Source organism: Microbulbifer thermotolerans (assembly GCF_900112305.1).
GTDB lineage: Bacteria > Pseudomonadota > Gammaproteobacteria > Pseudomonadales > Cellvibrionaceae > Microbulbifer > Microbulbifer thermotolerans.
The window spans coordinates 202,926-226,960 of sequence record NZ_FOKT01000005.1; the positions used below are offsets into that span (position 1 = coordinate 202,926).

At 58.0% G+C, this 24,035-nt stretch carries 22 protein-coding genes; 17 read left to right on the forward strand and 5 right to left on the reverse strand.

Annotated elements, in window-relative coordinates; translation table 11 throughout:
- Positions 1–136 precede the first annotated feature (136 nt).
- The 5 genes from mmsB (at position 137) to BM155_RS09635 (ending at position 4,941) form a co-directional block, all read left to right on the forward strand.
- Positions 137–1,036, forward strand: a complete 900-nt coding sequence (gene mmsB, locus BM155_RS09615; RefSeq protein ID WP_074902829.1) for a 3-hydroxyisobutyrate dehydrogenase — start codon at positions 137–139, stop codon at positions 1,034–1,036.
- Positions 1,037–1,457: 421 nt separating this feature from the next.
- Positions 1,458–2,141 carry an OmpW/AlkL family protein gene (locus BM155_RS09620; protein WP_231902385.1) on the forward strand — a complete coding sequence of 228 codons (684 nt, stop codon included), beginning with the start codon at positions 1,458–1,460 and terminating at the stop codon, positions 2,139–2,141.
- Positions 2,142–2,234: 93 nt separating this feature from the next.
- Positions 2,235–3,617: an oxygen-independent coproporphyrinogen III oxidase gene (gene hemN, locus BM155_RS09625; protein ID WP_067155282.1), complete on the forward strand. Its 1,383-nt coding sequence runs from the start codon at positions 2,235–2,237 to the stop codon at positions 3,615–3,617.
- A 63-nt stretch (positions 3,618–3,680) separates the two neighbouring features.
- Positions 3,681–4,412 (forward strand): fumarate/nitrate reduction transcriptional regulator Fnr, encoded by a 732-nt coding sequence (fnr, locus tag BM155_RS09630; protein WP_067155280.1) that lies wholly within the window; start codon positions 3,681–3,683, stop codon positions 4,410–4,412.
- 100 nt (positions 4,413–4,512) lie between these two features.
- Complete coding sequence (locus BM155_RS09635; RefSeq protein WP_067155277.1) at positions 4,513–4,941, forward strand: Hsp20/alpha crystallin family protein; 429 nt, start codon at positions 4,513–4,515, stop codon at positions 4,939–4,941.
- Between the two features lie 352 nt (positions 4,942–5,293).
- On the opposite strand, the gene BM155_RS09640 is transcribed toward BM155_RS09635, so the two are convergent.
- Both BM155_RS09640 and BM155_RS09645 read right to left on the reverse strand, forming a co-directional pair.
- The gene (locus tag BM155_RS09640; RefSeq protein ID WP_074902830.1) at positions 5,294–5,740 is read right to left on the reverse strand and encodes a SpoIIAA family protein; all 447 of its coding nucleotides are present in this window, start codon (positions 5,738–5,740) and stop codon (positions 5,294–5,296) included.
- Between the two features lie 98 nt (positions 5,741–5,838).
- Positions 5,839–6,411, reverse strand: coding sequence for a hemerythrin domain-containing protein (locus BM155_RS09645; RefSeq protein WP_074903006.1), 573 nt, complete (start codon positions 6,409–6,411; stop codon positions 5,839–5,841).
- 274 nt (positions 6,412–6,685) lie between these two features.
- Here BM155_RS09645 and BM155_RS09650 point away from each other — a divergent pair, with 274 nt between their 5' ends.
- The 12 genes from BM155_RS09650 to ribA all read left to right on the forward strand — a co-directional run bounded on the left by BM155_RS09650 (position 6,686) and on the right by ribA (position 16,322).
- Positions 6,686–7,174 (forward strand): outer membrane beta-barrel protein, encoded by a 489-nt coding sequence (locus tag BM155_RS09650; RefSeq protein ID WP_067155275.1) that lies wholly within the window; start codon positions 6,686–6,688, stop codon positions 7,172–7,174.
- A gap of 127 nt (positions 7,175–7,301) precedes the next feature.
- On the forward strand, positions 7,302–8,567 hold the full coding sequence (gene glyA, locus BM155_RS09655) for a serine hydroxymethyltransferase (protein WP_067155271.1): 1,266 nt from the start codon (positions 7,302–7,304) through the stop codon (positions 8,565–8,567).
- A 292-nt stretch (positions 8,568–8,859) separates the two neighbouring features.
- Complete coding sequence (gene nrdR / locus BM155_RS09660; protein ID WP_067155268.1) at positions 8,860–9,327, forward strand: transcriptional regulator NrdR; 468 nt, start codon at positions 8,860–8,862, stop codon at positions 9,325–9,327.
- Positions 9,324–10,451 carry a bifunctional diaminohydroxyphosphoribosylaminopyrimidine deaminase/5-amino-6-(5-phosphoribosylamino)uracil reductase RibD gene (gene ribD / locus BM155_RS09665; RefSeq protein ID WP_082817520.1) on the forward strand — a complete coding sequence of 376 codons (1,128 nt, stop codon included), beginning with the start codon at positions 9,324–9,326 and terminating at the stop codon, positions 10,449–10,451. Before nrdR ends, ribD begins: the two co-directional genes overlap by 4 nt.
- 24 nt (positions 10,452–10,475) lie before the next feature.
- Positions 10,476–11,138 (forward strand): riboflavin synthase, encoded by a 663-nt coding sequence (locus tag BM155_RS09670; protein ID WP_067155265.1) that lies wholly within the window; start codon positions 10,476–10,478, stop codon positions 11,136–11,138.
- Positions 11,139–11,252: 114 nt separating this feature from the next.
- A complete protein-coding gene (gene ribBA, locus BM155_RS09675) occupies positions 11,253–12,377 on the forward strand; it encodes a bifunctional 3,4-dihydroxy-2-butanone-4-phosphate synthase/GTP cyclohydrolase II (RefSeq protein WP_067155260.1) in 1,125 nt (374 codons plus the stop codon).
- Between the two features lie 58 nt (positions 12,378–12,435).
- The gene (ribH, locus tag BM155_RS09680) at positions 12,436–12,906 is read left to right on the forward strand and encodes a 6,7-dimethyl-8-ribityllumazine synthase (protein ID WP_067155257.1); all 471 of its coding nucleotides are present in this window, start codon (positions 12,436–12,438) and stop codon (positions 12,904–12,906) included.
- Between the two features lie 188 nt (positions 12,907–13,094).
- Positions 13,095–13,538, forward strand: a complete 444-nt coding sequence (gene nusB / locus BM155_RS09685) for a transcription antitermination factor NusB (RefSeq protein ID WP_067155254.1) — start codon at positions 13,095–13,097, stop codon at positions 13,536–13,538.
- Positions 13,539–13,551: 13 nt separating this feature from the next.
- Positions 13,552–14,502 carry a thiamine-phosphate kinase gene (gene thiL, locus BM155_RS09690; RefSeq protein ID WP_074902832.1) on the forward strand — a complete coding sequence of 317 codons (951 nt, stop codon included), beginning with the start codon at positions 13,552–13,554 and terminating at the stop codon, positions 14,500–14,502.
- A 7-nt stretch (positions 14,503–14,509) separates the two neighbouring features.
- A complete protein-coding gene (locus BM155_RS09695) occupies positions 14,510–14,989 on the forward strand; it encodes a phosphatidylglycerophosphatase A family protein (RefSeq protein WP_074902834.1) in 480 nt (159 codons plus the stop codon).
- 10 nt (positions 14,990–14,999) lie between these two features.
- Positions 15,000–15,632, forward strand: coding sequence for a retropepsin-like aspartic protease family protein (locus BM155_RS09700; RefSeq protein WP_067155243.1), 633 nt, complete (start codon positions 15,000–15,002; stop codon positions 15,630–15,632).
- Between the two features lie 81 nt (positions 15,633–15,713).
- Positions 15,714–16,322, forward strand: coding sequence for a GTP cyclohydrolase II (gene ribA, locus BM155_RS09705; RefSeq protein ID WP_067155241.1), 609 nt, complete (start codon positions 15,714–15,716; stop codon positions 16,320–16,322).
- Positions 16,323–16,419: 97 nt separating this feature from the next.
- Here the strand turns inward: ribA and pulA are convergent, their stop codons facing one another.
- The 3 genes from pulA to dxs all read right to left on the reverse strand — a co-directional run bounded on the left by pulA (position 16,420) and on the right by dxs (position 23,994).
- A complete protein-coding gene (gene pulA, locus BM155_RS09710; protein WP_074902836.1) occupies positions 16,420–19,773 on the reverse strand; it encodes a pullulanase-type alpha-1,6-glucosidase in 3,354 nt (1,117 codons plus the stop codon).
- Positions 19,774–20,148: 375 nt separating this feature from the next.
- Positions 20,149–22,005, reverse strand: a complete 1,857-nt coding sequence (locus BM155_RS09715) for a DUF885 domain-containing protein (protein WP_074902838.1) — start codon at positions 22,003–22,005, stop codon at positions 20,149–20,151.
- A gap of 81 nt (positions 22,006–22,086) precedes the next feature.
- The gene (gene dxs, locus BM155_RS09720) at positions 22,087–23,994 is read right to left on the reverse strand and encodes a 1-deoxy-D-xylulose-5-phosphate synthase (RefSeq protein ID WP_067155200.1); all 1,908 of its coding nucleotides are present in this window, start codon (positions 23,992–23,994) and stop codon (positions 22,087–22,089) included.
- Positions 23,995–24,035: the final 41 nt, after the last annotated feature.

Consider the following 24,035-nt stretch of genomic DNA (forward strand, 5'->3'; position numbering starts at 1 on the left):
AGCACTCTTGCCGACAGGCGACGACCGCCAAATGTCTATCCCAGCGCCGGTTTTTCCCTCTGGTGGCGAAGTCGGCTTACCGCCAGGAGGCGATGCAATCAGAGGTTTCCCAGGACCTATAAAAAGGAGTGGCACAATGGAAAACATAGCTTTTTTCGGTCTCGGCAATATGGGGGCGCCCATGTCTGCCAATCTGGTTCGGGCAGGTTATCGGGTAACCGCCTTTGATCCTTCCGATGCGGCGTTGCGGCGGGCGGTGGACAAGGGCTGTGTGCGCGCTGAGAGTGCGCTGCAGGCCGTGCAGGGCGCGAGTGCGGTGATATCGATGCTGCCGGGAGGCGATGCGGTGAAATCGCTCTACCTGGGGCAAGACGGGCTGCTGCGTGCGTTGGCGGGAAATACCCTGGTGATCGATTGCTCGACCATAGCCGCTGACGACGCGCGCCAACTAATCATTGCGGCGGGGGAGCTGGGGCTGCGCGCGATCGATGCTCCGGTTTCCGGTGGCACGGCGGCGGCCGCTGCCGGCACTTTATCGTTTATGTGTGGCGGCGATAAAGAAGCAGTGGATGCGGCGCGGCCCTATTTGCAGGCGATGGGCGCCAAGCTGTTTCACGCGGGCCCGGCGGGCGCCGGCCAAGTGGCCAAGATTTGCAACAATATGCTGCTCGCGATTCATATGATCGGAACCGCGGAAGCACTGCAGCTTGGCGTGGACAACGGTTTGGACCCGGTGGTCCTGTCGGAGATTATGAAAGCCAGCTCCGGCGGCAACTGGTCGTTGGAGAAATACAATCCCTATCCCGGGGTAATGGAAAAGGTACCAGCCGCCAATGGTTACGCCGGTGGCTTTTCGGTGGCGTTGATGTTGAAGGATTTGGGGCTGGCCATGGACACTGCCGCAGCCAGTGCCTCTTCCACACCGCTGGGCGCACTGGCGAAAAATTTATATCAGCTGCATGGCAGTTGTGAGGAAAACCGGCGCTTGGACTTTTCCAGTATCCAAAACCTGTTCCGCCGCCCGGCGGGTGGGTGACCGGGAACCGCTGATGAATTCACAAAAACGCTGTCGTTGATTCCGAGGCGCTCAGGCGACGGAATGAACAATTCGAAGGTGCAAATTGCATCGCTGTAACTCCGTCGGATACATTCTTGTATCCGGCGGTTTCGCACAGTCCATCCTATCAATCGAGTTTCTGATCTGGCTGCAGTACCTATGTCGTCGGAGAGCGAAACAGGCAGAAACTCCCATTCGCCCTACTTGCGCTCTTCTCCAGGCGCGAATGACACTGACATTTTCCAGAAAATAATTTTTCCACATAAATCGCCGACGTCGCGGCTGTTTGATTTGGATCAAGAGGCACTAACCGAGGCTTGTTTAACCTGCCCTGGTCCCGCGGGGATGAATAAAGACCGCTGCGGGAACAACGCCCAACACACACATCATGGAGATGTCGATGAAACTGTTAGTAGCCCTCGCCGCTGCCGCTCTGTCTGTGCCCGCTATGGCCTATGAGTCCGGGACCTTTATTCTGCGCACAGGGATTGCCACCGTGAGTCCGGATGTGGACTCCGATGCGCTCGCACTGTCGGGAACTGAGTTGACTGGTACTGCTGCCGATGTGGATGACGCCTCGGCTCTTGGGCTGACCGGTGTTTATATGCTGAATGATCACTGGGGAGTGGAACTGGTGGCGGCCACTCCGTTTACGCACGATCTAGAAGTTAAAGGCCTGGGGGCCACCTTCGATCTGGGGGAAACCAAACACCTGCCCCCCACGGTGCTGCTTCAGTGGTACCCCATGGATGCCAATTCCAATATTCAGCCCTACGTCGGCCTGGGCTTGAATTACACCGTTTTCTTTGATGAGGAAATCGATAGCCAGGCCAATGAAGTTTTCGCCGGCCTGGGCGCCACCGGCAATGCGGATTTGTCGCTGGACAATTCCTTTGGCATGGCCGCTGAGGCCGGTGTGGATTTTGCCTTTGGTCAGGACCAGCGCTGGTTGTTCAACCTGTCCGTATGGTGGATGGATATCGATACAGAGGCGGAAGTAAAAGTACCGGGAGTCGGTACGATTAAAGCCGATGTGGAGCTGGATCCGCTGGTCTATATGGCGGGGCTGGGTTACCGCTTCTAAACGGGCCCACCACTTTTGGTCGGTAAGGGTGCGGGGCGGCGTTAGAGCGCGTCGCCCTGTACCCGTTTATGTTGTTGCAGAGGTTTTTTTAAGATGAGACAAGCGCAGAACGCTGCAGAGCCGGCTTTATCCGAGGAATTACTCTCCCGCTATGCCGGGCCCTGTCCGCGCTATACTTCCTATCCCACAGCGGATCGTTTTGGCCCCCTGGGTGACGGAGAACCTTGGCGCGCACTGGCGGATATTCGCAGCCTGTCACTCTACGTGCATATTCCTTTCTGCCATTCGCTCTGTTACTTCTGTGCCTGCAACAAAGTCATTACCCGGCAATACGGGCTTGCGTCCAGTTATCTGGAGCAACTGCTGCGGGAAATGCGCTGGTATCGCGACAAGGTGGCCAGAGTGCCCGTGACTCAGTTGCACCTGGGGGGAGGAACACCCACCTATCTGAACGACGATGATATGCGTCGCCTCATCGATGGACTGGCACAGATCTTCGATCTGCGCACGGGGGAAGACGTTGAATACAGTATCGAGGCGGACCCGCGCACTCTTGAGCTGGATACCCTCGCCACACTGCGCCAACTGGGTTTTAACCGCCTGAGCCTCGGTATTCAGGATTTCAATCCGGTGGTGCAGCAGTCGATCAACCGCATTTGCAGCTCCGACCAAGTGGCGCAGCTGACTGACGCTGCGCGCGAACAGGGGTTTCGCTCCATTTCCTATGATCTCATCTATGGTCTTCCCGGGCAGAGTGTAGATAGCCTGCAACGCACTTTGGACAGAGTGCTGGAGCTGGCACCGGACCGTATCGCGCTCTACCACTACGCCCATCTGCCGCACCGGTTCAAGGCGCAGCGGCTGATTGATTCCAACCTGATCCCCACGCCGACGGAAAAAATCGCCATGCAGTTGGCGGCGGTATCCCGCCTTACCCAGGCCGGTTATGAGTTTTTGGGCATGGATCATTTTGCGCTGCCCGGCGACGAGTTGGCGGCAGCCGCTCGCGAGGGACGGCTGGCGCGCAACTTTCAGGGATACACACTGATGCCCGCGGATGCACTGGTAGGGCTGGGGGCTTCGGCGATCAGTTACAGCGCTGATGGCTACTGGCAGAATCTGCACCGGTTGAAGGAATATGCCCAGGCAGTCACCGACCGGGGGATCGCCACTTGCCGTGGATGGCTGCTTGACGGCGATGATCGCCTGCGCCAATGGGTGATCGGAGAGTTGATGTGCCGTCTGCAGTTGGACAAAAAAGAGGCCGCAGAGCGCGCTGGAGCGCCTTTTGAGACCTATTTTGCGGCCGATTTGGCGAGATTGCAGCCAATGTTCGACGACGGCCTGCTGCAGCAGGACGAAAACTGTTTGCGCGTCACGAACCGAGGCCGCTGGTTTGTGCGTAATGCCGCCGCCGCTTTCGACCGCTATCTCCATTCAGCGGAAACCGATGCCCGCTATTCCCGTGTTCTGTAACCGTGTAATATCCGGACTGCTCCGTAACCGATAATTGATGTGCTACGAAAGGTCCGGATATCCATGACTGATACTCAGAGAGCGGTAAGCTGCGGGAACTGTTCGGTCAGGCGGCTGTGCCTGCCGGCCGGCCTTTCCCAGGGTGATATCGACAAGCTCGAACAAATCACGCGCAAAAAGAAAATCGTCAAGTCCGGCGAGTCCCTTTTCCGCACCGGTGATCCCTTTGCAAACCTGTACGCGATTCGCTCAGGTAGCTTCAAGTCGGCGGTAATCGCCGCCGATGGCGATACTCAGGTGACCCATTTTGCCCTGCCGGGAGAACTGCTGGGCCTGGACGCCTACAGTGGCCGGGTGCACCCGAGCTATGCGGAAGCGCTGGAGGATAGCAGCGTCTGTGTACTGCCGTTCTCGCAGCTGGAGACACTGGCACAGCAAGTGCCGGCACTGCAGCAGCAGATCTACAGTATTTTCTCGGAAGAGCTGAAACAGGAAAACGATATCCTGATGCTGCTGGGCAAGCGTTCTGCGGATACACGTTTGGCGGCGCTACTGATCAATATCTCCAGTCGTTATGCGCGCCGCGGTTATTCTGCCAGCCGCTTTGTGTTATCCATGCCGCGCACCGATATTGCCAACTATCTCGGGTTGACCGCGGAAACCGTAAGCCGCCTGTTTTCCCGTTTTCAAAAGGAAAAGCTGATACGGGCCAGCGGGCGCGATGTGGAAATACTGGATCTGATCGGACTCAGTGAAGTGGCCGGTACTCACTGCGGCTACGAGGGCGAGGGCTGATGTGCCAGCGCCTGATTTTTGCTTGATTCAGATCAATAACTGCCACACGGTTGCGGCTTAACCTTAAAGCGTAAATCAACCGCTGAAAGGAGTCGCAACCATGCAAATTATTCCGAGAAAATCTCCGTTTGATTTCGATCATATTTTTCACGGCTGGTGGGGTGGTGTACCCAGCACCGACACCACAACTCCGGTAACTTTTGCTCCCAAAGTGGATATCTTTGAAGAAAAGGGAAAATACCGTATTGTCGCCGATCTGCCGGGTGTCGAGCGGGAAAATATCAAGCTCACTCTGGATGAAGGTGTGCTCACTCTGGAGGCGGTGCTTGAGCGAGAAAGCAAAAAAGAAGAAAAAGGAAAAGTGATTCGCCGCGAACGCTTTAGCGGTAGTTATCTGCGCCGCTTTGATCTCGGCGACAATATTGCCGAAGATGATGTTCAAGCAGAGTTTAACAACGGTGTACTCACCTTGGAAATCCCTTTTCTGGAGCCGCGTGAGCGTGCGGCAAAGCGCATTCAAATCCGTTAAGTAGTCTTTTGCTTGGGCGTCTCTTTTGATGCAGGGGCGTTCAGGCTGTGGGATGGATGCTATGAAAGCACACAGGAGCTTTCCTGTGACTGACGGCTTTTAGGTGTCTGTCCCATCATTTGACCATCTTTTTAAGATGGAAATTTTGAGCACGAGAGTTTTTTATTTGCGGTTCCCAGTCAAAACCGCAGTGGCCAGCTTCTCCGCTGGCCTTTTTTATTAAAAAAAAGACCGGCTATGCCGGTCAAAAAAGCAACCCGGTCGTCCGCTTCCGGGTGAGCTAGCGATGAATTCCTATATTGCCTGAATGAATCGAAACCAATCTCAGCGCTTGTGACAGTTTTACTGTTTCCTAGTGTGTGGGAAATACTGGCGTGCTGTGGTGGCTGTCTCGACTAGATTTTTCGGTATTATCCGGTTGCGCCAGCCAGTGCAGTGCGTCGTCGTGTTCTTCGAAATATTGTACGTCTCCACTCAAAAACCAGGAGGCGATACGTGCGGCAACTTTTTGCCATTTTTCTTCGCCCACCACGGCGATTCTGGAAAACTCATTGCCGTGTTTCAGCGCCAGTTTAAAGTCATCCCAGGCGGCGCGCAGTTCCCAACCCTCGAAGTCTTCCACATCTACCAATGCTTTCACTTTCGGATCTTTTATACCTTGTAATGCGTAGTCGAGAAGTGGTGTTATTACTTCATAATCTTCATGAGTGAGCCGACCTATGGCTTTGACGTAGAGAAAAAATTCAGAGTTGATTCTTTCAAGCCCGATGGATATGCCGTGGCACTTGATGTCTCTCATTGGATGCTCCTTTCTCTGGTTTCCTGATCGAGATTGCGATGCATTGAAAAATGATGTCTGTTGCTACAGTGCAATCGCCCGCTTTTTATCTTGCGGGGTCAGGTCAATGCGGCTGCGGGTTGATCTGATGTTGTTAGATACTGGTGCAGCATGTCGTATGTCTTTTTGATTCCGGCGTGAAATACCGGATTGCTGTTTTGCTTCAGGTTCGCGTGTATTTCCTGCCAGTCAGCCTCGGTGAGGTATTGTTCGATCAGGGGATAGACAATCTCGTTTTCCCATCGCATGTGGTCGCGCTGCAGATTCAGGTAATCCAGGGCCGTGCTGATTAGCTTGCTGCGCTCTACGGCAGAATCATTGGCGATGGCGTAGAACAGGCTGGACATTTGCCGCGTGCAGGCGGCGATATGTTGGTGCTCCTGTGATGTGGCGATAACCGCCTCCCGGCAGGGGATGGGTTTGGTCAATAGCTGCTGAAATACCACATCTTCAACGGGGTGGTGCCACTTGTCCGGGTAAACGGAAATATAGTCTAAAGCGTCGAGAATCAGCCCCAGGGTCGCCGGGTCCCGCTCCCTGTCGTCCAGGCTGTGGAGAAGGGACTCAAAAGTATCGAGGAGCTGCTGGAGGTGTTTATGATCCAGGCACAGCTGCCGATAGATAGTGTTCATGTCCGCCTCCATTGATTGACCGGTGTCCCCATTGTTGTCTGTCTGACAGCGGGAGGCTTGACCTGGATCAAGCCTCGGCACGGTTGCGTGGTGGCAGGCGGCAATCTGCGCGCTTGGACACGGGGCGGGCCTTGGAACCATGCGTTGCCATCGCGGTCACAGGGGCTCCGTGTGCGCTTCTGTGATTGGGGAACTGTTAGGTGGAAATCAAGGTGAGTAGAATCCGTGCCCACCTTACCGTGTGAATTGATCAATAACCAGTTAGGGAATTTGTATGCGTAATATTGCAAAAGGTGTCGCTGTATTAGCGCTGGTATCTTCTTCCGCGGCTTTTGCCGAGGGGGGCTATTGGGGGGCTGTTGGCGGGATCATGGATATAGACCTGCCCAACGCAGACAGCCCATTAAATCTGGGATTGCGTGGAGGTTATATATTGCCCTCAGGATGGGGATTCGAGCTTGAGTACACCAATTCGCTGATCAGTGGTCAGGCCGATGTTTTTGCCAATGATGTCGATGTGGACGTTCAGACCATGGCAGGCTACGCCACCTATCGCTCCTATGGCGATGTTTACTTTAAAGGCCGCCTGGGCGTGCTGTATGAGGACGTCTCCGTGGGCGCCTCCAGCAGCGACGACACCGGCGTTTCCCTGGGGGCGGGCATCGGCTTCAACTACGGCCCCAACACCAATATCGAGCTTGAATACACAGTGATTGAGGAAGATATTGCCTTCTGGTCCGGTACCATGACCCTGCACTTCTAAACCCTTCCCAGCGCGCGGCCCGAAGCCGCGCCGCTATACGTGCGCGCCAACGATTTCCTTGGTGTACAATGCGCGCCTTCGATAGTTTCACCCTGTCTGATCCAGCCCGCATTACCGAGGGAATACCATGTTTGATTCATCAGTCACACTCGCCTCCTATGACCCGGATATCTGGGAAGCCATTCAGGAGGAAGATCGCCGCCAGGAGGAGCACATTGAGCTGATCGCCTCCGAGAACTACACCAGCCCACTGGTGATGGCAGCCCAGGGCAGCAGCCTGACCAACAAGTACGCGGAAGGCTACCCGGGTAAGCGCTACTACGGCGGTTGTGAGTATGTCGATAAAGTGGAAACCCTGGCGATAGAGCGGGCCAAGCAGCTGTTCGGCGCCGACTATGCCAACGTGCAGCCGCACTCCGGCTCCCAGGCAAACGCCGCGGTTTATCAGGCACTGTGTGCGCCGGGGGACACCGTATTGGGGATGAGCCTGGCCCACGGTGGCCACCTGACCCACGGAGCACGGGTGAACTTCTCCGGCAAGATATACAACGCGGTGCAGTACGGCCTCAACCCCGAGACCGGTGAGGTGGATTATGAAGAGGTGGAACGCCTCGCTCTGGAGCACAAGCCGAAGATGATCGTTGCCGGTTTCTCCGCTTATTCACGCATTATGGATTGGGGCCGCTTCCGCGAGATCGCCGACAAAGTGGGCGCTTACCTGTTTGTGGATATGGCCCATGTTGCCGGTCTGGTGGCTGCGGGTGTCTACCCCTCGCCGATTCCCCATGCGGACGTGGTGACCTCCACTACCCACAAAACCCTGCGCGGTCCCCGTGGCGGTATCATTCTGGCCAAGGCCAACGAAGAGATCGAGAAAAAGCTCAACAGCGCGGTATTCCCCGGGGGGCAGGGCGGCCCTCTGATGCATGTGATCGCGGCCAAGGCCGTGTCCTTCAAGGAAGCCATGAGCCCGGAGTACAAGGAATACCAGAAGAAAGTGGTGGAAAATGCCCGAGCCATGGCCGAGACCTTCCTCGATCGCGGCATCAACATTGTCTCTGGCGGTACTGACGATCACCTGATGCTGGTGGATCTGATTGGCAAAGAGTACACGGGCAAAGATGCCGATGAAGCGCTGGGCCGGGCCAATATTACCGTGAACAAAAACGCGGTCCCCAACGATCCGCGCTCCCCATTTATCACCAGTGGTCTGCGCGTCGGTACGCCCGCGATTACCACCCGTGGCTTCGGTGTCAAGGAAACCCAGGAGTTGACGCATTGGATCTGCGACGTGCTGGATGCCCTGGAGAAAGGCGACGCCGAGGCGACCATCGCCGAGGTGAAGCAAAAAGTGCTGGATATCTGCGCGCGCTTCCCTGTCTACAAAGGCTGAAAACCTACAGCGTTGCGGCGGCTGATCAAGCCGTCCTGCGGCCGCGGGCCCTCCCCCGGGCGAGAAGCCCGGGAGGTGGGTGGAAACTTTGAGATCGCTGAATACGGGCCTCACCCGGCTGCTGAGTGCCCTGTACAGTCGAAACATTCATCCCATTTAGACCTGCCCTATGGATCAGCGGTTGCTCTGATACAGGGGAATCATGGGGCCATAGTGCGGCGGGACCGCTCAAGGGCCGGAGTGTCTGTGGTAAACTGCGGCCCGTTTTTCAATCCCCTAGAGACAATCCCTCATGCACTGTCCATTCTGCAGCGCAGAAGAAACCAAGGTTGTCGATTCCCGCTTGGTGGCTGACGGTGACCAGGTGCGCCGCCGGCGCGAGTGCCTACAGTGCCGCGAGCGCTTCACTACCTTTGAGACCGCGGAGCTCTTATTGCCGCGGGTAGTCAAGCAGAACGGCCATCGCGAGCCCTTCAATGAAGACAAGCTGCGCGCGGGCATACAGCGCGCGGTGGAGAAGCGGCCAGTGAGCACCGAGCGCGTGGAGTCCGCGGTTTCACAAATCAAACACGCCCTGCGGGCAACCGGAGAGCGAGAACTGCCGGCGCGGGTCATCGGTGAACTGGTGATGGAACAGCTGCGCGAGCTGGACCAGGTCGCCTATGTCCGCTTCGCCTCGGTTTACCGCCGTTTCGAGGATGTCAGCGAATTCAGTGAGGAAATCGAGCGGCTCACCAGCAGGCACACGGAGAAAAAATGACCCCACGGGAACTGATGGCGCGGGCGATTCAGCTGGCGGAGCGGGGCCTCTACACCACTATGCCCAACCCCCGTGTCGGCTGCGTGATTGCCGACAGCGAAGGCAATATCGTCGCTGAAGGCTGGCACCAGCGCGCCGGTTTGCCACACGCGGAGATTGAAGCACTCAGTGTTGCCGGGGATGGCGCCCGCGGTGCGACTGTCTATGTGACCTTGGAGCCCTGCAGCCATACTGGCCGCACCGGCCCCTGTGCTGACGCATTGATCCAGAGTGGTGTGGCCAGAGTGGTTTACGGCATGCAGGACCCCAACCCCGCGGTCAGCGGTCGGGGGCTGCAAAAGCTCAAGGACGCGGGTATCGAGGTGGAGGGCCCACTGCTGGAGGAGCAGTGTCGTGCGCTCAACCCCGGGTTTATCAAGCGTATGACTTTGGGCCTGCCGTTTGTGCGTTGTAAGTCGGCGATGAGCCTGGACGGTCGCACTGCCATGGCCAGCGGTGAATCCAAGTGGGTTACCGGACCCGCCGCCCGCGCCGATGTACAGCGGCTGCGCGCGCGCAGCTGCGCGATAGTCACCGGCGTGGAAACCGTGCGTTTTGACAATCCCAACCTGAATGTGCGCGCCGACGAAATGGCCCTGGAACTGCTGGCCGCGGAGCAAGCGGCGGAAGTGCAGCCGCTGCGAGTTATTGTTGACAGTAAACTGCGCACCCCGCCCAAAGCCTTTATATTGCAGGGCGACGCCCCCACATTGGTGGCCACAACCGCAGGCGCGGACATATCGCGCCGCGACCGGCTGGAACAGGCGGGCGCCGAGGTGTTGGTACTGCCGGCGGATGGAAAGGGGCGTGTGGACCTGTCGGCGCTGCTCAAGGAGTTGGCGCGGCGCCAGTGCAACGAGATACTGGTGGAGAGCGGCGCTACCCTTTCAGGTGAATTCCTCTACCGAGGCCATGTAGATGAGCTGATTGTCTATATGGCGCCGAAGCTGCTCGGCAGCACGGCCAGGCCGCTGTTCGAACTACCCATCGCGCGGATGGGTTCGGTGTTGCCGGTTACCATTACTGATATGCGTGCGGTCGGGCACGACTGGCGCATCACGGCCACAACTGACATAGAGCGTTAAAGGCTCTTATATGATGGAGCGGAGATGTTTACCGGTATTATCGAAGCTGTAGGTGAAATTTCTGAACTGCAGCCAAAGGGCGGCGACCTGCGTTTGCGGGTCAAGACCGGCAAGCTCGATTTGTCCGACGTGCAGCTGGGGGACAGTATCGCCACCAACGGTGTTTGTCTGACGGTGGTGGACCTCCCCGGTGATGGCTATTGGGCCGATGTCTCCGCCGAAACCCTCAAAGTGGCCACCGTCGGTGACTGGAAGATCGGTGATAAGGTCAACCTCGAAAAGGCTCTGACCCCGCAGACCCGGCTCGGTGGTCACATTGTCAGCGGCCATGTGGACGGCATCGGCGAAGTGGTTTGGCGCAAATCCGAAGCCCGCGCCGAGCGCTTTCGTCTGCGGGCCCCGGACAACCTGGCCAAATACATCGCTCACAAGGGCTCCATCACCGTCGACGGCACCAGCCTCACTGTTAACGCGGTAGATGGCGCTGAGTTTGAATTGACCATAGTGCCGCACACGCTTCAAGAGACGGTGATGGACGTTTACCGGGCCGGCACCCGCGTCAATTTGGAGGTGGATCTGATTGCCCGCTACCTGGAGCGGCTGCTGCTCGGCGACAGGGCTGCCGAACCGGAAAGCGGTGGATTGACGATGGAATTTCTGGCCAGGCACGGCTTTTACAGGGCTTAGTGGGCTGTTGGTATTCAACAGCCTGTTCGCCGGCGCCGATCGATCGGATGCTTCTGCACTACCGGGCGCCCCGGCCTCAAATTGAGGTCGCCAACCAAAGAGTTAGAGAGCTTTATGGAACTCAATACCGTTGAAGAACTGATCGACGATATCCGTCAGGGCAAAATGGTGATCCTGATGGATGACGAGGATCGGGAAAACGAGGGCGACTTGGTGATGGCCGCCGAGCAGGTGCGCGCGGAGGACATCAACTTTATGGCCACCCACGCCCGCGGTCTCATCTGTTTGCCCATGAGCAGGGAGCGCTGCGAGCAGCTGGATCTGCCGCTGATGTCGCGGGAAAACGGCGCTCAGTTCAATACCAACTTCACCGTGTCCATTGAGGCCGCCGAAGGCGTCACCACTGGTATATCCGCCGCTGACCGCGCGCGTACCATTCGCGCTGCGGTCGCGCGCAATGCCAAACCCTCAGACTTGGTTCAGCCCGGTCATATTTTCCCGATTATGGCCCAGCCCGGTGGCGTACTGAGCCGGGCCGGTCACACTGAAGCGGGCTGCGACCTGGCGCGCCTGGCGGGTTTCGAGGCGGCCGCAGTTATCTGTGAGGTCATGAATGAAGACGGCACCATGGCGCGCCGCCCGGATCTGGAAAAATTTGCCCAGACCCACAACCTCAAGATTGGTACTATCGCCGACCTGATTAATTATCGCGCCTTGAACGAAAAGACCGTAGAGTGCATCAACGAGCGTTCGGTGCAGACCGAGTTCGGCGAATTCAAGCTGCGCACTTATCTGGATAAGGCCCGTCGCGAACGCCACTTCGCGTTTGTCAAAGGGGAGCCGACGCCGGAAGAACCGACTCTGGTGCGGGTGCATGTGGGCAATACATTGCGGGATGTGCTCGGTATCCGCCGAGGCGACGAAAAGTTCACTCCCTGGACCTTCCGCCGCGCGATGCAGCGCATCGCCGCAGAGGGCAAGGGAGTGGCGGTACTGATCTGCCACAACGAAACCACCGAGGAAATCGAGGAGAGCATCGACTGGCTGATCAGCGGTAAACAACAGCGTCCCAGTCAGGATCTGGTTTACAAGCAGGTTGGAACCGGTTCGCAGATACTGCGCGATTTGAAGGTGCGCAAAATGCGCCTGATGAGCGCCCCGTTTAAATTCAGTGCCATTTCCGGTTTTGATCTGGAAGTGGAAGAGTATCTGAACGCGGACGACGGCGCTCGGGACTGAAGCGCCGGCCGGACCGAAGAACACCAGAACCCGTCTGCGGGGACAATGGAAAACAATTATGAGCAATATCAAGGTTATCGAAGGCGATTTCACCAACTGTCAGGGCAAATACGCGCTGCTGGTAAGCCGCTGGAACAGTTTTGTGGTGGAGAGCCTGAAGGAAGGCGCTTTGGATACACTGCGCCGCAAGGGAATCAAGGATGAGGACATCACCGTCTACTACGCGCCGGGGGCCTTTGAGTTTCCGCTGGCCGCGCAAAAGCTGGCCGGAAGCGGTAAGTTCGATGCCATTATCGCGCTGGGTGCGGTGATTCGCGGCGGCACACCGCATTTCGAATATGTCGCCGGTGAGTGCACCAAAGGTCTGGCCCAGGTATCCCTGAACAGCGGTATTCCGGTGACTTTTGGCGTGCTGACCGTAGACAGTATCGAGCAGGCAATTGAACGCGCCGGTACCAAGGCTGGCAACAAAGGCTGCGAAGCGGCGGAAACTGCGTTGGAAATGGTCTCCCTGCTGGGCAAGATCTAAGGAATTTCTGATTAATCCGCTTCACGGCGGTGTAGATTCTTCGGCGTCAAATGAGTGCTCTGGAATCAACGACAGCGTCCGTGTGCATTAGTCAGGGGTTTTTCTAAGACCTGTCAGACTAGTCCCAATTGCCGCTTCACTTCCTCGCGGGCCCTGGCCGGGGAAGCCAATAAAAGATTGATTGAACCATGACTGTAACTGCATCCGCGCGCCGCAAGGCGCGCCATTATGCCATGCAGGCCCTTTATCAGTGGCACATGGCCGGCGCCAGCCTGAATACCATCGAGGCTGAGTTTCACGCCGATAACGATATGAGCAAGGCAGACGTGCCTTACTTTCGCGATCTGCTGCACGGTGTCGCGAAAAATCTCGATCGGGTGGAGGGCGCTTTCGCTCCCCATTTGGATCGCAGCGTCGATGAGCTGGATCCGGTTTCCCGGGCACTGCTGCGCATGTCCACCTATGAGTTGCTGCATCGCGTCGATGTGCCCTACAAGGTGGTGATCAATGAAGCGATCGCGTTGGCGAAAAAGTTCGGTCCCACCGACGCCTACAAATTTATCAACGGCATTCTGGACAAGACCGCTGCGGACCTGCGCGCGGCCGAAGTAGCCGCGGATAAAAAGGCCTGAGGCGCAAAGAGACATGCCGGCCGCTTCTGGCGAATTTGACATCATTCGCGATTTTTTTGCCGGGGCAAAAAAAAACAGCGAGGGCGTCGTACTGGGCATCGGCGATGACTGCGCCCTGCTGCGGCCGCCGGCGGAGGGGGTGCTCGCCACCTCGGTGGACACCCTGGTTGCGGACAGGCATTTTCCTGCCGGCGCGGACCCTGTTGCCGTTGCCGCCCGTGCACTGCGGGTCAACCTCAGTGATCTGGCGGCAATGAACGCGCGGCCACTCTGGTTTACCCTGGCACTGACGCTGCCCCACAGCGATGTCGATTGGCTGCGGGCTTTCTCCCGTGGCCTGCTGGAGACCGCGGCGCGCTATGGGATCTCTCTGGTGGGTGGCGATACCACCCGCGGTCCGCTGTCGATCACGATTCAGGTCACCGGTATCAGCGAGTGCCCCCTGCGCCGGGACGGCGCATCGGCGGGCGACGCAGTTTACGTGAGTGGCTCCCTGGGGGCCGCGGCGGCGGCTCTTCCGGTCATATTGGGGCAGCAGCCGGCCGCTGAAAGCACTCGGCGGGAGGCTGAGCACGTCTTCTATTTTCCCGAGCCGCAATTGTCCCTCTCCGAGTCCATCGGTGGTCTGGCCAGCAGCGCGCTGGATATCTCCGACGGTCTGCTCGCCGATCTCGGGCATATTTGCGCCGCCAGCGGCGTGAGTGCGGATATCGATATGCAAGCCCTGCCGGTGGCGCCGCTGGCGCAGCAGCTGGCAGGCGAGGGCGCTGCGGCGTTGGCCGCGGGCGGTGGAGACGACTATCAGTTGTGTTTTACCGTACCGCCGGAAAATATTCCGCAGCTGGAACTGCTCGGTCTGGATGTGACGCGGATCGGTCGCATTGTCGAAGGTGCGGGCGAAGTCCGGGCCTGGCGGGACGGTGAGCGCTGGATTCCCCAGGCATGCGGCTATCAACACTTTTGATCGGACTATGAAAAAAACCAGTTTCCGCCAGCTGTTGCGCGACCCGGTAATGTTGCTGGCTTTTGGCTTCGGCTCCGGACTGGCGCCCAGAGCGCCGGGTACTTTTGGAACCCTTGCGGCCATTCCCTTCTGGTGGCTGCTCGCCGGGCTGTCCCCCGCCTGGTATCTGGTGCTGGTCACCGCCGCCGCCTTGCTTGGTTGCTACCTGTGCGGCGCCGCATCGGAAAAGCTCGGTGTACATGACCACGGGGGCATCGTCTGGGATGAGATGGTGGGCTACTGGCTGACCATGTTTATGGCCCCCGCAGGCTGGGCATGGGCGCTGTATGGATTCGCGCTCTTTCGCCTGTTCGACATCGTCAAACCGCCGCCCATCCGCTGGATTGACCGCCGCGTACACGGTGGTGTCGGAATTATGCTGGACGATATACTGGCGGGCATCTTTGCAGCGTTATTGCTGCAATTGACCGCCCTGGTGATCGGATAGGGAAGCGCCCATGCGTCTTATGCTTGTCTGGCTGTGCCTGCTTTCGCCTGAGGTCGCATTTGCTCAGCAGGTACAACTGAAAGGACTGTTTGGCACTAGCGCCATGCTGGAAATCGACGGACATCAGCGATTGTTGAAATCCGGGCAGAAATCCCCGGAAGGTGTGCAGTTGATCGAGGCGAATACCCGCTATGCGCGCGTGAAAATTGACGGGCGAGAGCAGAAGCTGACCCTGGATGCGCCTGTGGCCAGCAGCTACGCGGAAACTCGGCGGGCTGAGGTGCGTTTGATGCCGGACAGTCGCGGCCACTACAACACCAGCGCCTGGATTAACGGTCGCAGTGTGCCGGTTCTGGTGGATACCGGCGCCACCAATATCTCGCTCAACTACCCCACCGCGCGCCGCCTGGGATTGAATCTGGAGCGGGCGCGTCCGGTACAGGTGGCGACCGCTAATGGTATGGTCCGCGCTTACAAGCTGCGCCTGGACAGTGTCACTATCGGCGGTATTGCGCTGACCAATGTGGACGCCACGGTACACGCGGACGACTTCCCCCGCATAACCCTGCTCGGCAACAGTTTTCTGAGCCGGGTGGATATGGAGCAGCAGGGCGGCGTCCTGATACTGCGGGCCCGCAACTGAAAATGTGGGCCGTACCACGGCGCTAGCGCACCGGAACCCGTGAACCGGAAGCGACGCCATTCGATATTGAGAGGTACGAATTTGACCATTCGCTATGTGGAGTCATCCAAACTGCCCACCTCCTGGGGCATGTTTGAAATGCATGGCTTTGAAGATGTAGAGGCAGGCAAAGAGCACGTGGTGCTCACTATGGGAGATATAGGAACAGGCGAGGCGCTGCTGGCTCGCATCCATTCAGAATGCCTGACGGGAGACGCGCTTTTCTCCCTGCGCTGTGACTGCGGTGCGCAGTTGCAGCACGCTATGCACCGGATCGCGATGGAGGGCCGCGGCGCCATCTTTTATCTGCGCCAGGAGGGGCGCGGCATCGGTCTTTTGAACAAGATCCGCGCCTATCACCTACAGGACTGTGGTGCCGACACCGTGGAAGCCAACGAACAGCTGGGTTTTGGCGCCGATATGCGCGATTACTCGATTTTGAAGGCCATGTGCGAGCATTTGGGGATTCAGTCTGTACGCCTGATGACCAACAACCCGCGCAAGGTAAAGGCCTTGCAGGATCTGGGTATAGAGGTTGTAGAGCGCCTGCCCCATCAGAGTGGTCGCAATCCGCACAATGTTAAATATCTGTCCACTAAAAAGGGCAAGCTGGGGCACCTGTTCGACGATAATGGCGAAGAGCAGGAGTAATTCGCCAATCACCTCTCGTGATTGATGGGGCGAAGCCCCCGGGGGCGTGTAAAAACGGCCTCGGAGGATTCGCCCTAGCGGCGGGATCAGTCGCGGATTAATCCCACCACCATACGTGTTTCCGCGGGCCGTGACGCTTCTCCACAAACACGACAGTGCTGCGCCCAGGCAGGGTGAAGGTACCGCTGTCTCGGTCGAAATCCACTGTGCGCAGGCGTCGATCCACCGAGAATTTCTGCAACGGGTGCAATTTCAGGTTCAGGCCGCGCAGGCTGTCTTTGCTGAATTGCACGGTTTCGTCGTCGCCGTTAAACAGTACCAGTATTCGCGCATAGCGGCGGTCTACTTCGCCTTTCCTGTCTCTGAGTTGCATGGCGATCAGCCCGGGAACCTGTTCTGGCCCTGTGTTGAGAAAACTCAGGTGCTTTTCTACCGCTTCGGCCGTCGGCAGGCGGAACAGCGGTGAGCTGTTGCGTATTGCCAGCTGTTCTCGGAAGAGGGCTGTGCTCCACAGTCGGTGTATTTTCCGCGGTGAAAGGTTTGGATTGGCCAACAGTGGCTGCATGATTTGCCAGTTGTCCTGATTTTTTTCGGCGATGGGCAGGCCCGCTCCCCATTTGCTGGTTTCTAAACTGAAGTCCAGTGCATTGAACCAGTCGCCGGAGTTGTAGCTGTCCCTGTCCATGGATTTGGAGCGCAGGAATTCCTGCCCGGCGTGGATAAACGGAACGCCCTGGGCGAAGAGTACCAGTGAGTTGCTAAACGCCTGCATGCGCACCCGCTCTTCCAACGAAGCGGTGCTGTTGGCCTTGATCTGAATCCCGTCGAACAGGGTTTCATTGTCGTGGGCGGCAATATAGTTGATTGATTCCTGCGGGTCGGCAGTGTAGCCGGTGGGCTGGCCGTTGTAGATCAACTGGCTGCCGGTAATCGCATTGCCGCTGGCATCGATCAGCGGGTAATCGGCCAGGTTACCGGCCAGTGAAATACGCACCTTGTCCGCCAGGGTCAGCAGTGTGGCGCGTTCGTCGCCGCCGGCGAATTTTCCGTTGGAATCGGTATAGAGGCCGTTGCCGAAACCCTGTTCTTCATAGCCGCCGAACGGGTTACCGCCGCGCACCGCATCGCGCAGCCGGTCGTTAAAGGTGCCTACGCCGGTGCCAGCCATATTGCTTTGGCGAGCCTGTACAAAACGGGCATCGTTCGCCACTTCACCGAAATTCCAGCCTTCACCGTAGAGGTAGATGCTGCTGCCATCGACACCGTCCTCTTTGAGTGTCAGGGATTGCAGGAATGCCTGTGCCTTGAGGATATTGTCGCGGCTGTGATGGCCCATCAGGTCGAAGCGGAAACCGTCCACCTTGTAGGCTTTTGCCCAGGTGAGCATGGAATCCAGCATTAGCTTTTCCATCATCGCGTGTTCGCTGGCGGTGTTGGCGCAGCAGCTGCTCATTTCCACACCGCCTTCCAGGTTGCGGCGGTGGTAGTAGCCGGGAACAATTTTATCGAGAACGGAATTGTCGTATTGGCCAAAGGAGCTGGTGTGGTTGTAGACCACATCCATTACCACCCGCAGGCCGATACGGGAAAGCCCCTGCACCATTTCGCGGAATTCGCGGATACGTGCCACACCATCGGGGTTGGTGCTGTAACTGCCCTCGGGCACGGTGAAATGCAGCGGGTCGTAGCCCCAGTTGAAACCGTCGCTGTCCCGTACGGCACTGACCGCTGCCTGCTGCTCTGCGCTGTCCGGAGCATAGACGGAAAGGTCCGGGGTTTGCGCTTGCTGGCTGCGATCTTCGTTTACCGTGGCGAAATCGAAAGCGGGCAACAGGTGCACATGGGTCAGTCCGGCGCGGGCCAGCCCAGCTAGATGGCGCATACCATCACTGTTGTACTTGGTAAACGCCTTAAAGGTACCCCGTGCCTCTTCCGGTACGGTTTTATCTTCGATGCTGAAGTCGCGCACATGCAATTCGTAGACGGAAATATCTTCCGCTTTCTCCAGGCGCGGCTTGCGCAGCCGGTCCCACCCGCGAGGTTTTAAGTCGCGGTCATCCAGGTTGACGATCTGGCTTTTGCCGCTGTTGATGGACAGGCTCAGGGAATAGGGGTCGGTGACCAGATTGGTCTCAATACTGCGACTGAAATAGGAATAGACCTCTACTTCGTAGAGATAGAACTTACGATCCCATTGCTTATCTATGTCCGCGGTCCATACTCCAGTGCCCTGGTCGAAGACCATTGGCACAATCATATCGGCGGTGTTGCCAGCCGCGTCGCGGAACAGGTGCAGTTTTACTGAGCGTGCGGTGGGCGCCCAGAGTTTGAAGGCGATGGATGTATGGCCGACGATGGCACCGAGGTCGCCGTCGTAGGCGAAGCGGTCGTCGAGGGCGCCCGCCAGCTGCACACCGGTGGCGTCTCGGACTTGACCTTCGCTGTCGTAAATTGCCACCGCCAGTTGCTTTGTTACTAAGTCGCTGATCGGTGGGCTTCCAGCGGGCAGCTGCAGTGCGGTGTAGCCGGATAGGTGGGGGAATTTTTGCCGCACGGCATCGGAGAGGCTGCTTGTTTGCAGGGTTATCTCACCGTCGCCGCTGACGCCGTCGGTACCCAGTTTCAGCTTGGCATCTGTGCTGAAGTGCAACTTGACGGTGTCGCCGTCCCGCGGGGAAATGTTCCAGGCGAAGGTATCCGCCGAGACCCAATGGGCCTTGTCCAGGCTCAAGTCGCCGCGGGGAATACCGTTGGTACTCACGCTCACCTGTTTTGTCGCACTGTCGAAGGCGAAGTAGATTTCGTCATTGTCCTCGCTTACAGTGAATGCGAGGTTATTTCCCTGATTGCCGTAGCTTTCGCTCCAGCTTTCATCTAAAGCTACTTTAAATTCGTAGTCTCCTGCGGCAATTTTGTCGGTGACAAAGGTATAGATGCCGTCGCCATCGAGGTCCTGCATCCAGCTCCGCAGACAGTCCGGCTGCCAGTCTCCGGGGCAGCCTAGCTGGGACTGAAAATTGCCCGCCACAGTGGCGATGGTGCTGTTGACGTTGTCTGTGATCCAGTGGGTCTCGTGGTCGTAGATAAATTTGACCTCTCTCCCTGCACCCAGATGCAGCGGGATATTGGCGCCATCGCGCCAGCCGCCCAGGCCGTAGTTTTCATTCCAGCTACCGTTCAGTGCCGCTTTGTATTCCCAATTGCCGGCGGGAATAAAGAAGCTGCCCTGCCATTTGTCGTCACTGGCGTCGTAGCCGAGCATGCTGGCGGCACATTCCGGCTGCCAGTCTCCGGGACAACCGAGTTGGCCTTGGATGGTACCGGGAATATTGACCGCTGAGGGCTCAGGGGTATCGGATGACTGTGCCGGTAGGCAAATGGTACAGAGCAAACTGCTGAGCAGGAGGCGCACCAGTGGAGGCACCCCGATAAAGAGTTTTATCGATCGCATAGGTTTGGTCCGGGTTATTTTTATTTAATGATGGGAGTCGAAAATATCTCCCTTTGTCTATTGAATCCCAGGGGAAAGGGGAGTGGCATCCCACCCCCGGGGAGGTGGAGTGCGGTGAAAAGGGGAGGAGGTGAAAAGCGGGTTGCGCGTCACAAAAATTTTATAAATGTGTCACAGCACGGCAAACCGGGAGGCGCATTCTTGATCGCGAGTAAAAAACGCGGTGGAACTTCACACAGCGGCTATACTCAAACCATCAGATTGTTGCGGGTCGAGAAAGGTGATGCACTCGTTTCAATCGGATATAAAGGCCGGCTAAAAGCCGGCTTTTCTTTTATCGGGGGTACTGCAGGCGCGATACGGGATTGGCTGGGTTCAGCTTGACGTGGCTTGTCCCGCCGGTGTGGGCTTGGCCCGGGTGCTGACAGAGTTGCTACTTTGCGCTTTTATCCAGTCGTTCATCCTGGTTTCCAGCACATTCAGCGGCAGGGCACCAGTGCTCAGTAGTTGGTCGTGGAAGGCGCGAATATCAAAGTTGTCGCCCAGCTGTTGTTCGGCGTTGGCGCGTAGTTCCCGGATTTTCAGTTGCCCCAGTTTGTAGGCCAATGCTTGCCCGGGCCAAACCAGGTAGCGGTCGATTTCCACCGTTACGTCGTGCAGTGGTTTGGCGCTGTTTTCCATAAAGTATTCGATGGCCTCTTCCCGGCTCCAGCCCAGCTGGTGCATGCCGGTATCCACCACCAGGCGCACCGCGCGCCACATGTCGTAGGTCAGGGCGCCGAATTCGCTGTAGGGATCCTGGTAGAGCCCCAGGTCGTGGCCGAGGCTTTCAGAATAGAGGCCCCAGCCCTCGACAAAGGCGGTGTAAAACTGGGTGCGGCGCAGCGGGTGTATATCCTTTTGTTCCTGCGCCAGGGCTATCTGCAGGTGATGGCCCGGTACGGCTTCGTGTACTGTCAGTGCCTCCATTTCCCACTTCGGGCGGCTGTCCAGTTTATAGGTGTTGGCAAAGAAGATACCGGCGCGGCCGGCTTCGGGTGAACCCGGCTGGTAGTAGGCGGTAGTCTGGACTTTTTCCGCATAGGCGGGGATGGGTTTTACACCGTAGGGCAGCCGCGGCAGCATGCCAAACAACTTGGGCAATTCGCCGTCGATGCGCTTGGCGATATCCCGGTAGCCGCGTATCAATGCTTCTTTGTCGGTATAGAAGAATTGCGGATCGGTACGCAGGAATTCGGTGAATTCGCGAAAATCCCCTTCGAAGCCCGTCTTTTTAATTATCTTCTCCATTTCGGCGCGAATGCGCCGCACCTCATTCAGGCCGATGCGGTGGATTTCCTCTGGGCTGAGAGCAGTGGTCGTGCTTGTACGCACTTTGTACGCATACCAGCGCAGGCCGTCCGGCAGGCTGGTAAAGGCGGTATTGACCCGGGCACTGGGGATGTATTCGCGCTCCACGAATTCCGCCAGGTTGCGCCAGGCCGGTACCAGTGCTTTGTTATAGAGGGCGTAGGCGCGCTCCCGCAACCGGCGCTGGCGGCTTGCGGGTATGCTCTGGGGCATTTCGCTGAATGCGCTGAGCAGCGGGCTTTGTTGCGGGTCCTCCGGCATCAGGGCGCGAATTTGCGCTGGAAGATCACGCAGGGTGATCTGTGGCGGAGTGATTTTTTGTTTCAGCCCCTCGCGCATCAGCGCCTGAGTTTGCTGAACCAGAGTCGGTAGTTTTTCCAGTCTGGTAAGAATTATTTCGTAGTCGTCCGCGGTACGCCTGGGCATGGCGTTCAGCACTCCGGGTACACTGCGCTGTATGCCACTCATGTGGTTGATGGGGAGCAGGTGTTCCGGAAATTGAAAACCCTTTACTTCGTTTAGCAGGTCCTGGTAGAGCAGCTGGTAATCCAGTTGCTGATCCGCGCTCAGTTGCTCACTGTGGATATGCCGGACGGCAGCGAGCATACGGCGAGTTTGCTCCTGTCGCCGCTGGATACCCGCCTCGGAGGCGTCTGTCCAGCGATCATTGACACCGGGATAACCCTGGTAGGTGGCCCGTGCGGGAAAGCTTTCCATCAACCAGCGGTAGCGCAGGTCCTGCAGTGCTTGCAGACGCTTGCTGGCGGGTTCGTCTGGCAGTGCCCGGAAGGCGTTGTCGAAGGCCTTTTCATCCATTGCCGCGGCGCCGGCGGCGTTCAGCAGTGCGACGGTAAACAGTAGAAATTTGGTAAATTTGGACATGGTTTCCCCTGCGCCAATATGAAGTCCGAGGAGCGAGTTGTTATCCGGGGCTGCCGGATGGCCATCCGGCGCTTGCAGTGGTTACAGTAGATTTTGGATTTTGTAATCGGGGCTTTGGTTTTCCAGCCGCTGGCGAATCTGCCGTTCTATGCCCGTGGCGTCCAGACCCAATTCCGCAAGTAGCACCTTGTGTTTGCCGTGTTCGATGATTCTGTCGGGCAGGCCGAGCTGCAGCATTGGGATCAGAGTGCCGACTCTGTTGAGATATTCCATAACCGCGCTGCCGGCGCCACCGGCGATGGTGTTTTCCTCGATAGTGACCAGCAGTTGGTGCTCAGCTGCGAGTTCGTCGATCAAACGCTCGTCCAGGGGCTTGACCCAGCGCATGTCGGCGACAGTGGCATTGAGATTTTCCGCCGCTGCCATGGCGGGCGCCAGCAAAGTGCCGAAATTCAGAATGGCCACCCCGGTGCCCTTACGCATCAGGCGGCCCTTGCCGAGGGGCAGTTCGGTCATTTCCTTGCGGATTTCTGCACCGGGCCCGGTGCCCCGGGGGTAGCGCACCGCTGCAGGGCCCTTGTGCCGGTAGGCGGTATAGAGCAGCTGGCGGCATTCGTTTTCGTCGCTGGGGGCGGCGATCGCCACATTCGGCAGGCAGCGCATATAAGTGAGGTCGAAGCTGCCGGCATGGGTGGGGCCGTCTTCGCCCACCAGCCCGGCGCGGTCGATGGCGAAGGTGACGTCCAGGTTCTGGATGGCTACATCGTGCACCAGCTGGTCGTAGCCCCGCTGCAGAAAGGTGGAGTAGATGGCTACCACCGGCTTGGCGCCCTCGCAGGCGAGGCCCGCCGCCAGGGTCACTGCGTGTTGTTCGGCGATGGCCACGTCGTGGAAACGCTCCGGGAAGCGTTCGGCGAAGGTCACCATGCCGGAGCCTTCACACATGGCCGGGGTGATACCGATCAGCTTTTCGTCTCTCTCCGCCATATCGCATAGCCAGCAGCCGAAGACATCCTGATATTTGGGCGTTTTTTTCTCCGCCGGCATGGCCACTTGCACCTTGGGCTCCGGTTCCAGCTTATTCAGCGCGTGGTAGCCCACCGGGTCTTCCTCGGCCGGACCGAATCCCTTGCCCTTGGTGGTGACCACGTGCAACAGCTGTGGCCCGCGCTGGTTGCGCAGGTTGCGCAGTGTGTGTACCAGGTCGTGCAGGTTGTGGCCATCCAGTGGGCCGACATAGTTGAATCCCAGCTCCTCAAACAGGGTGCCGGGCGTGATCATACCCTTGACGTGTTCTTCGGTGCGCCGTGCCAACTGCCAGGCCTTGGGAATGGCGGAAAGTATGCGGCGGCTGCCCTCGCGCATGCTGAGGTACGTTTTGCTGGCGAGAATCTTGGCGAAGTAGGTGGCGAGGCCGCCGACGTTTTTGGAAATGGACATGCGGTTGTCATTCAGCACTACCAGCATGTTTTTGCCGGTGTGGGCCGCGTGGTTCAACGCTTCGAAGGCCAAACCCGCGGTCATGGCGCCATCGCCGATGATCGCCGCCACCCTGCGCTCTTCGGAGGAGGCCAGCGCCATCCCCAGAGCCGCGCTGATAGAGGTGCTGGAGTGCCCTACACCGAAGGTGTCATAGGGGCTTTCCGCGCGCTTGGGAAAGCCGGAAAGGCCACCTTTCTGGCGCATGGTCAACATCTGTTCGCGGCGGCCGGTGAGAATTTTGTGTGGATACGTCTGGTGGCCGACATCCCAAACCAGCCGGTCTTCCGGTGTGTTGTAGATGTAGTGTAGAGCGATCGTCAGCTCCACCACGCCCAGGCCGGCGCCGAAGTGGCCGCCGGTCTGGCCGACGCAGTACAGCAGATATTCTCGCAGCTGATTGGCCAGCTCCGGCAGCTGCCGCTCGTCCAGGGCGCGCAGTTGTGCCGGGTCATCGATGCTGTCGAGCAACGGTGTCTGCGGCCTTGTGCGTGGGATTTCGTTGAACATCAAACGTATCAATTGCAACTGATGGGTAAGGGGGGAATTGT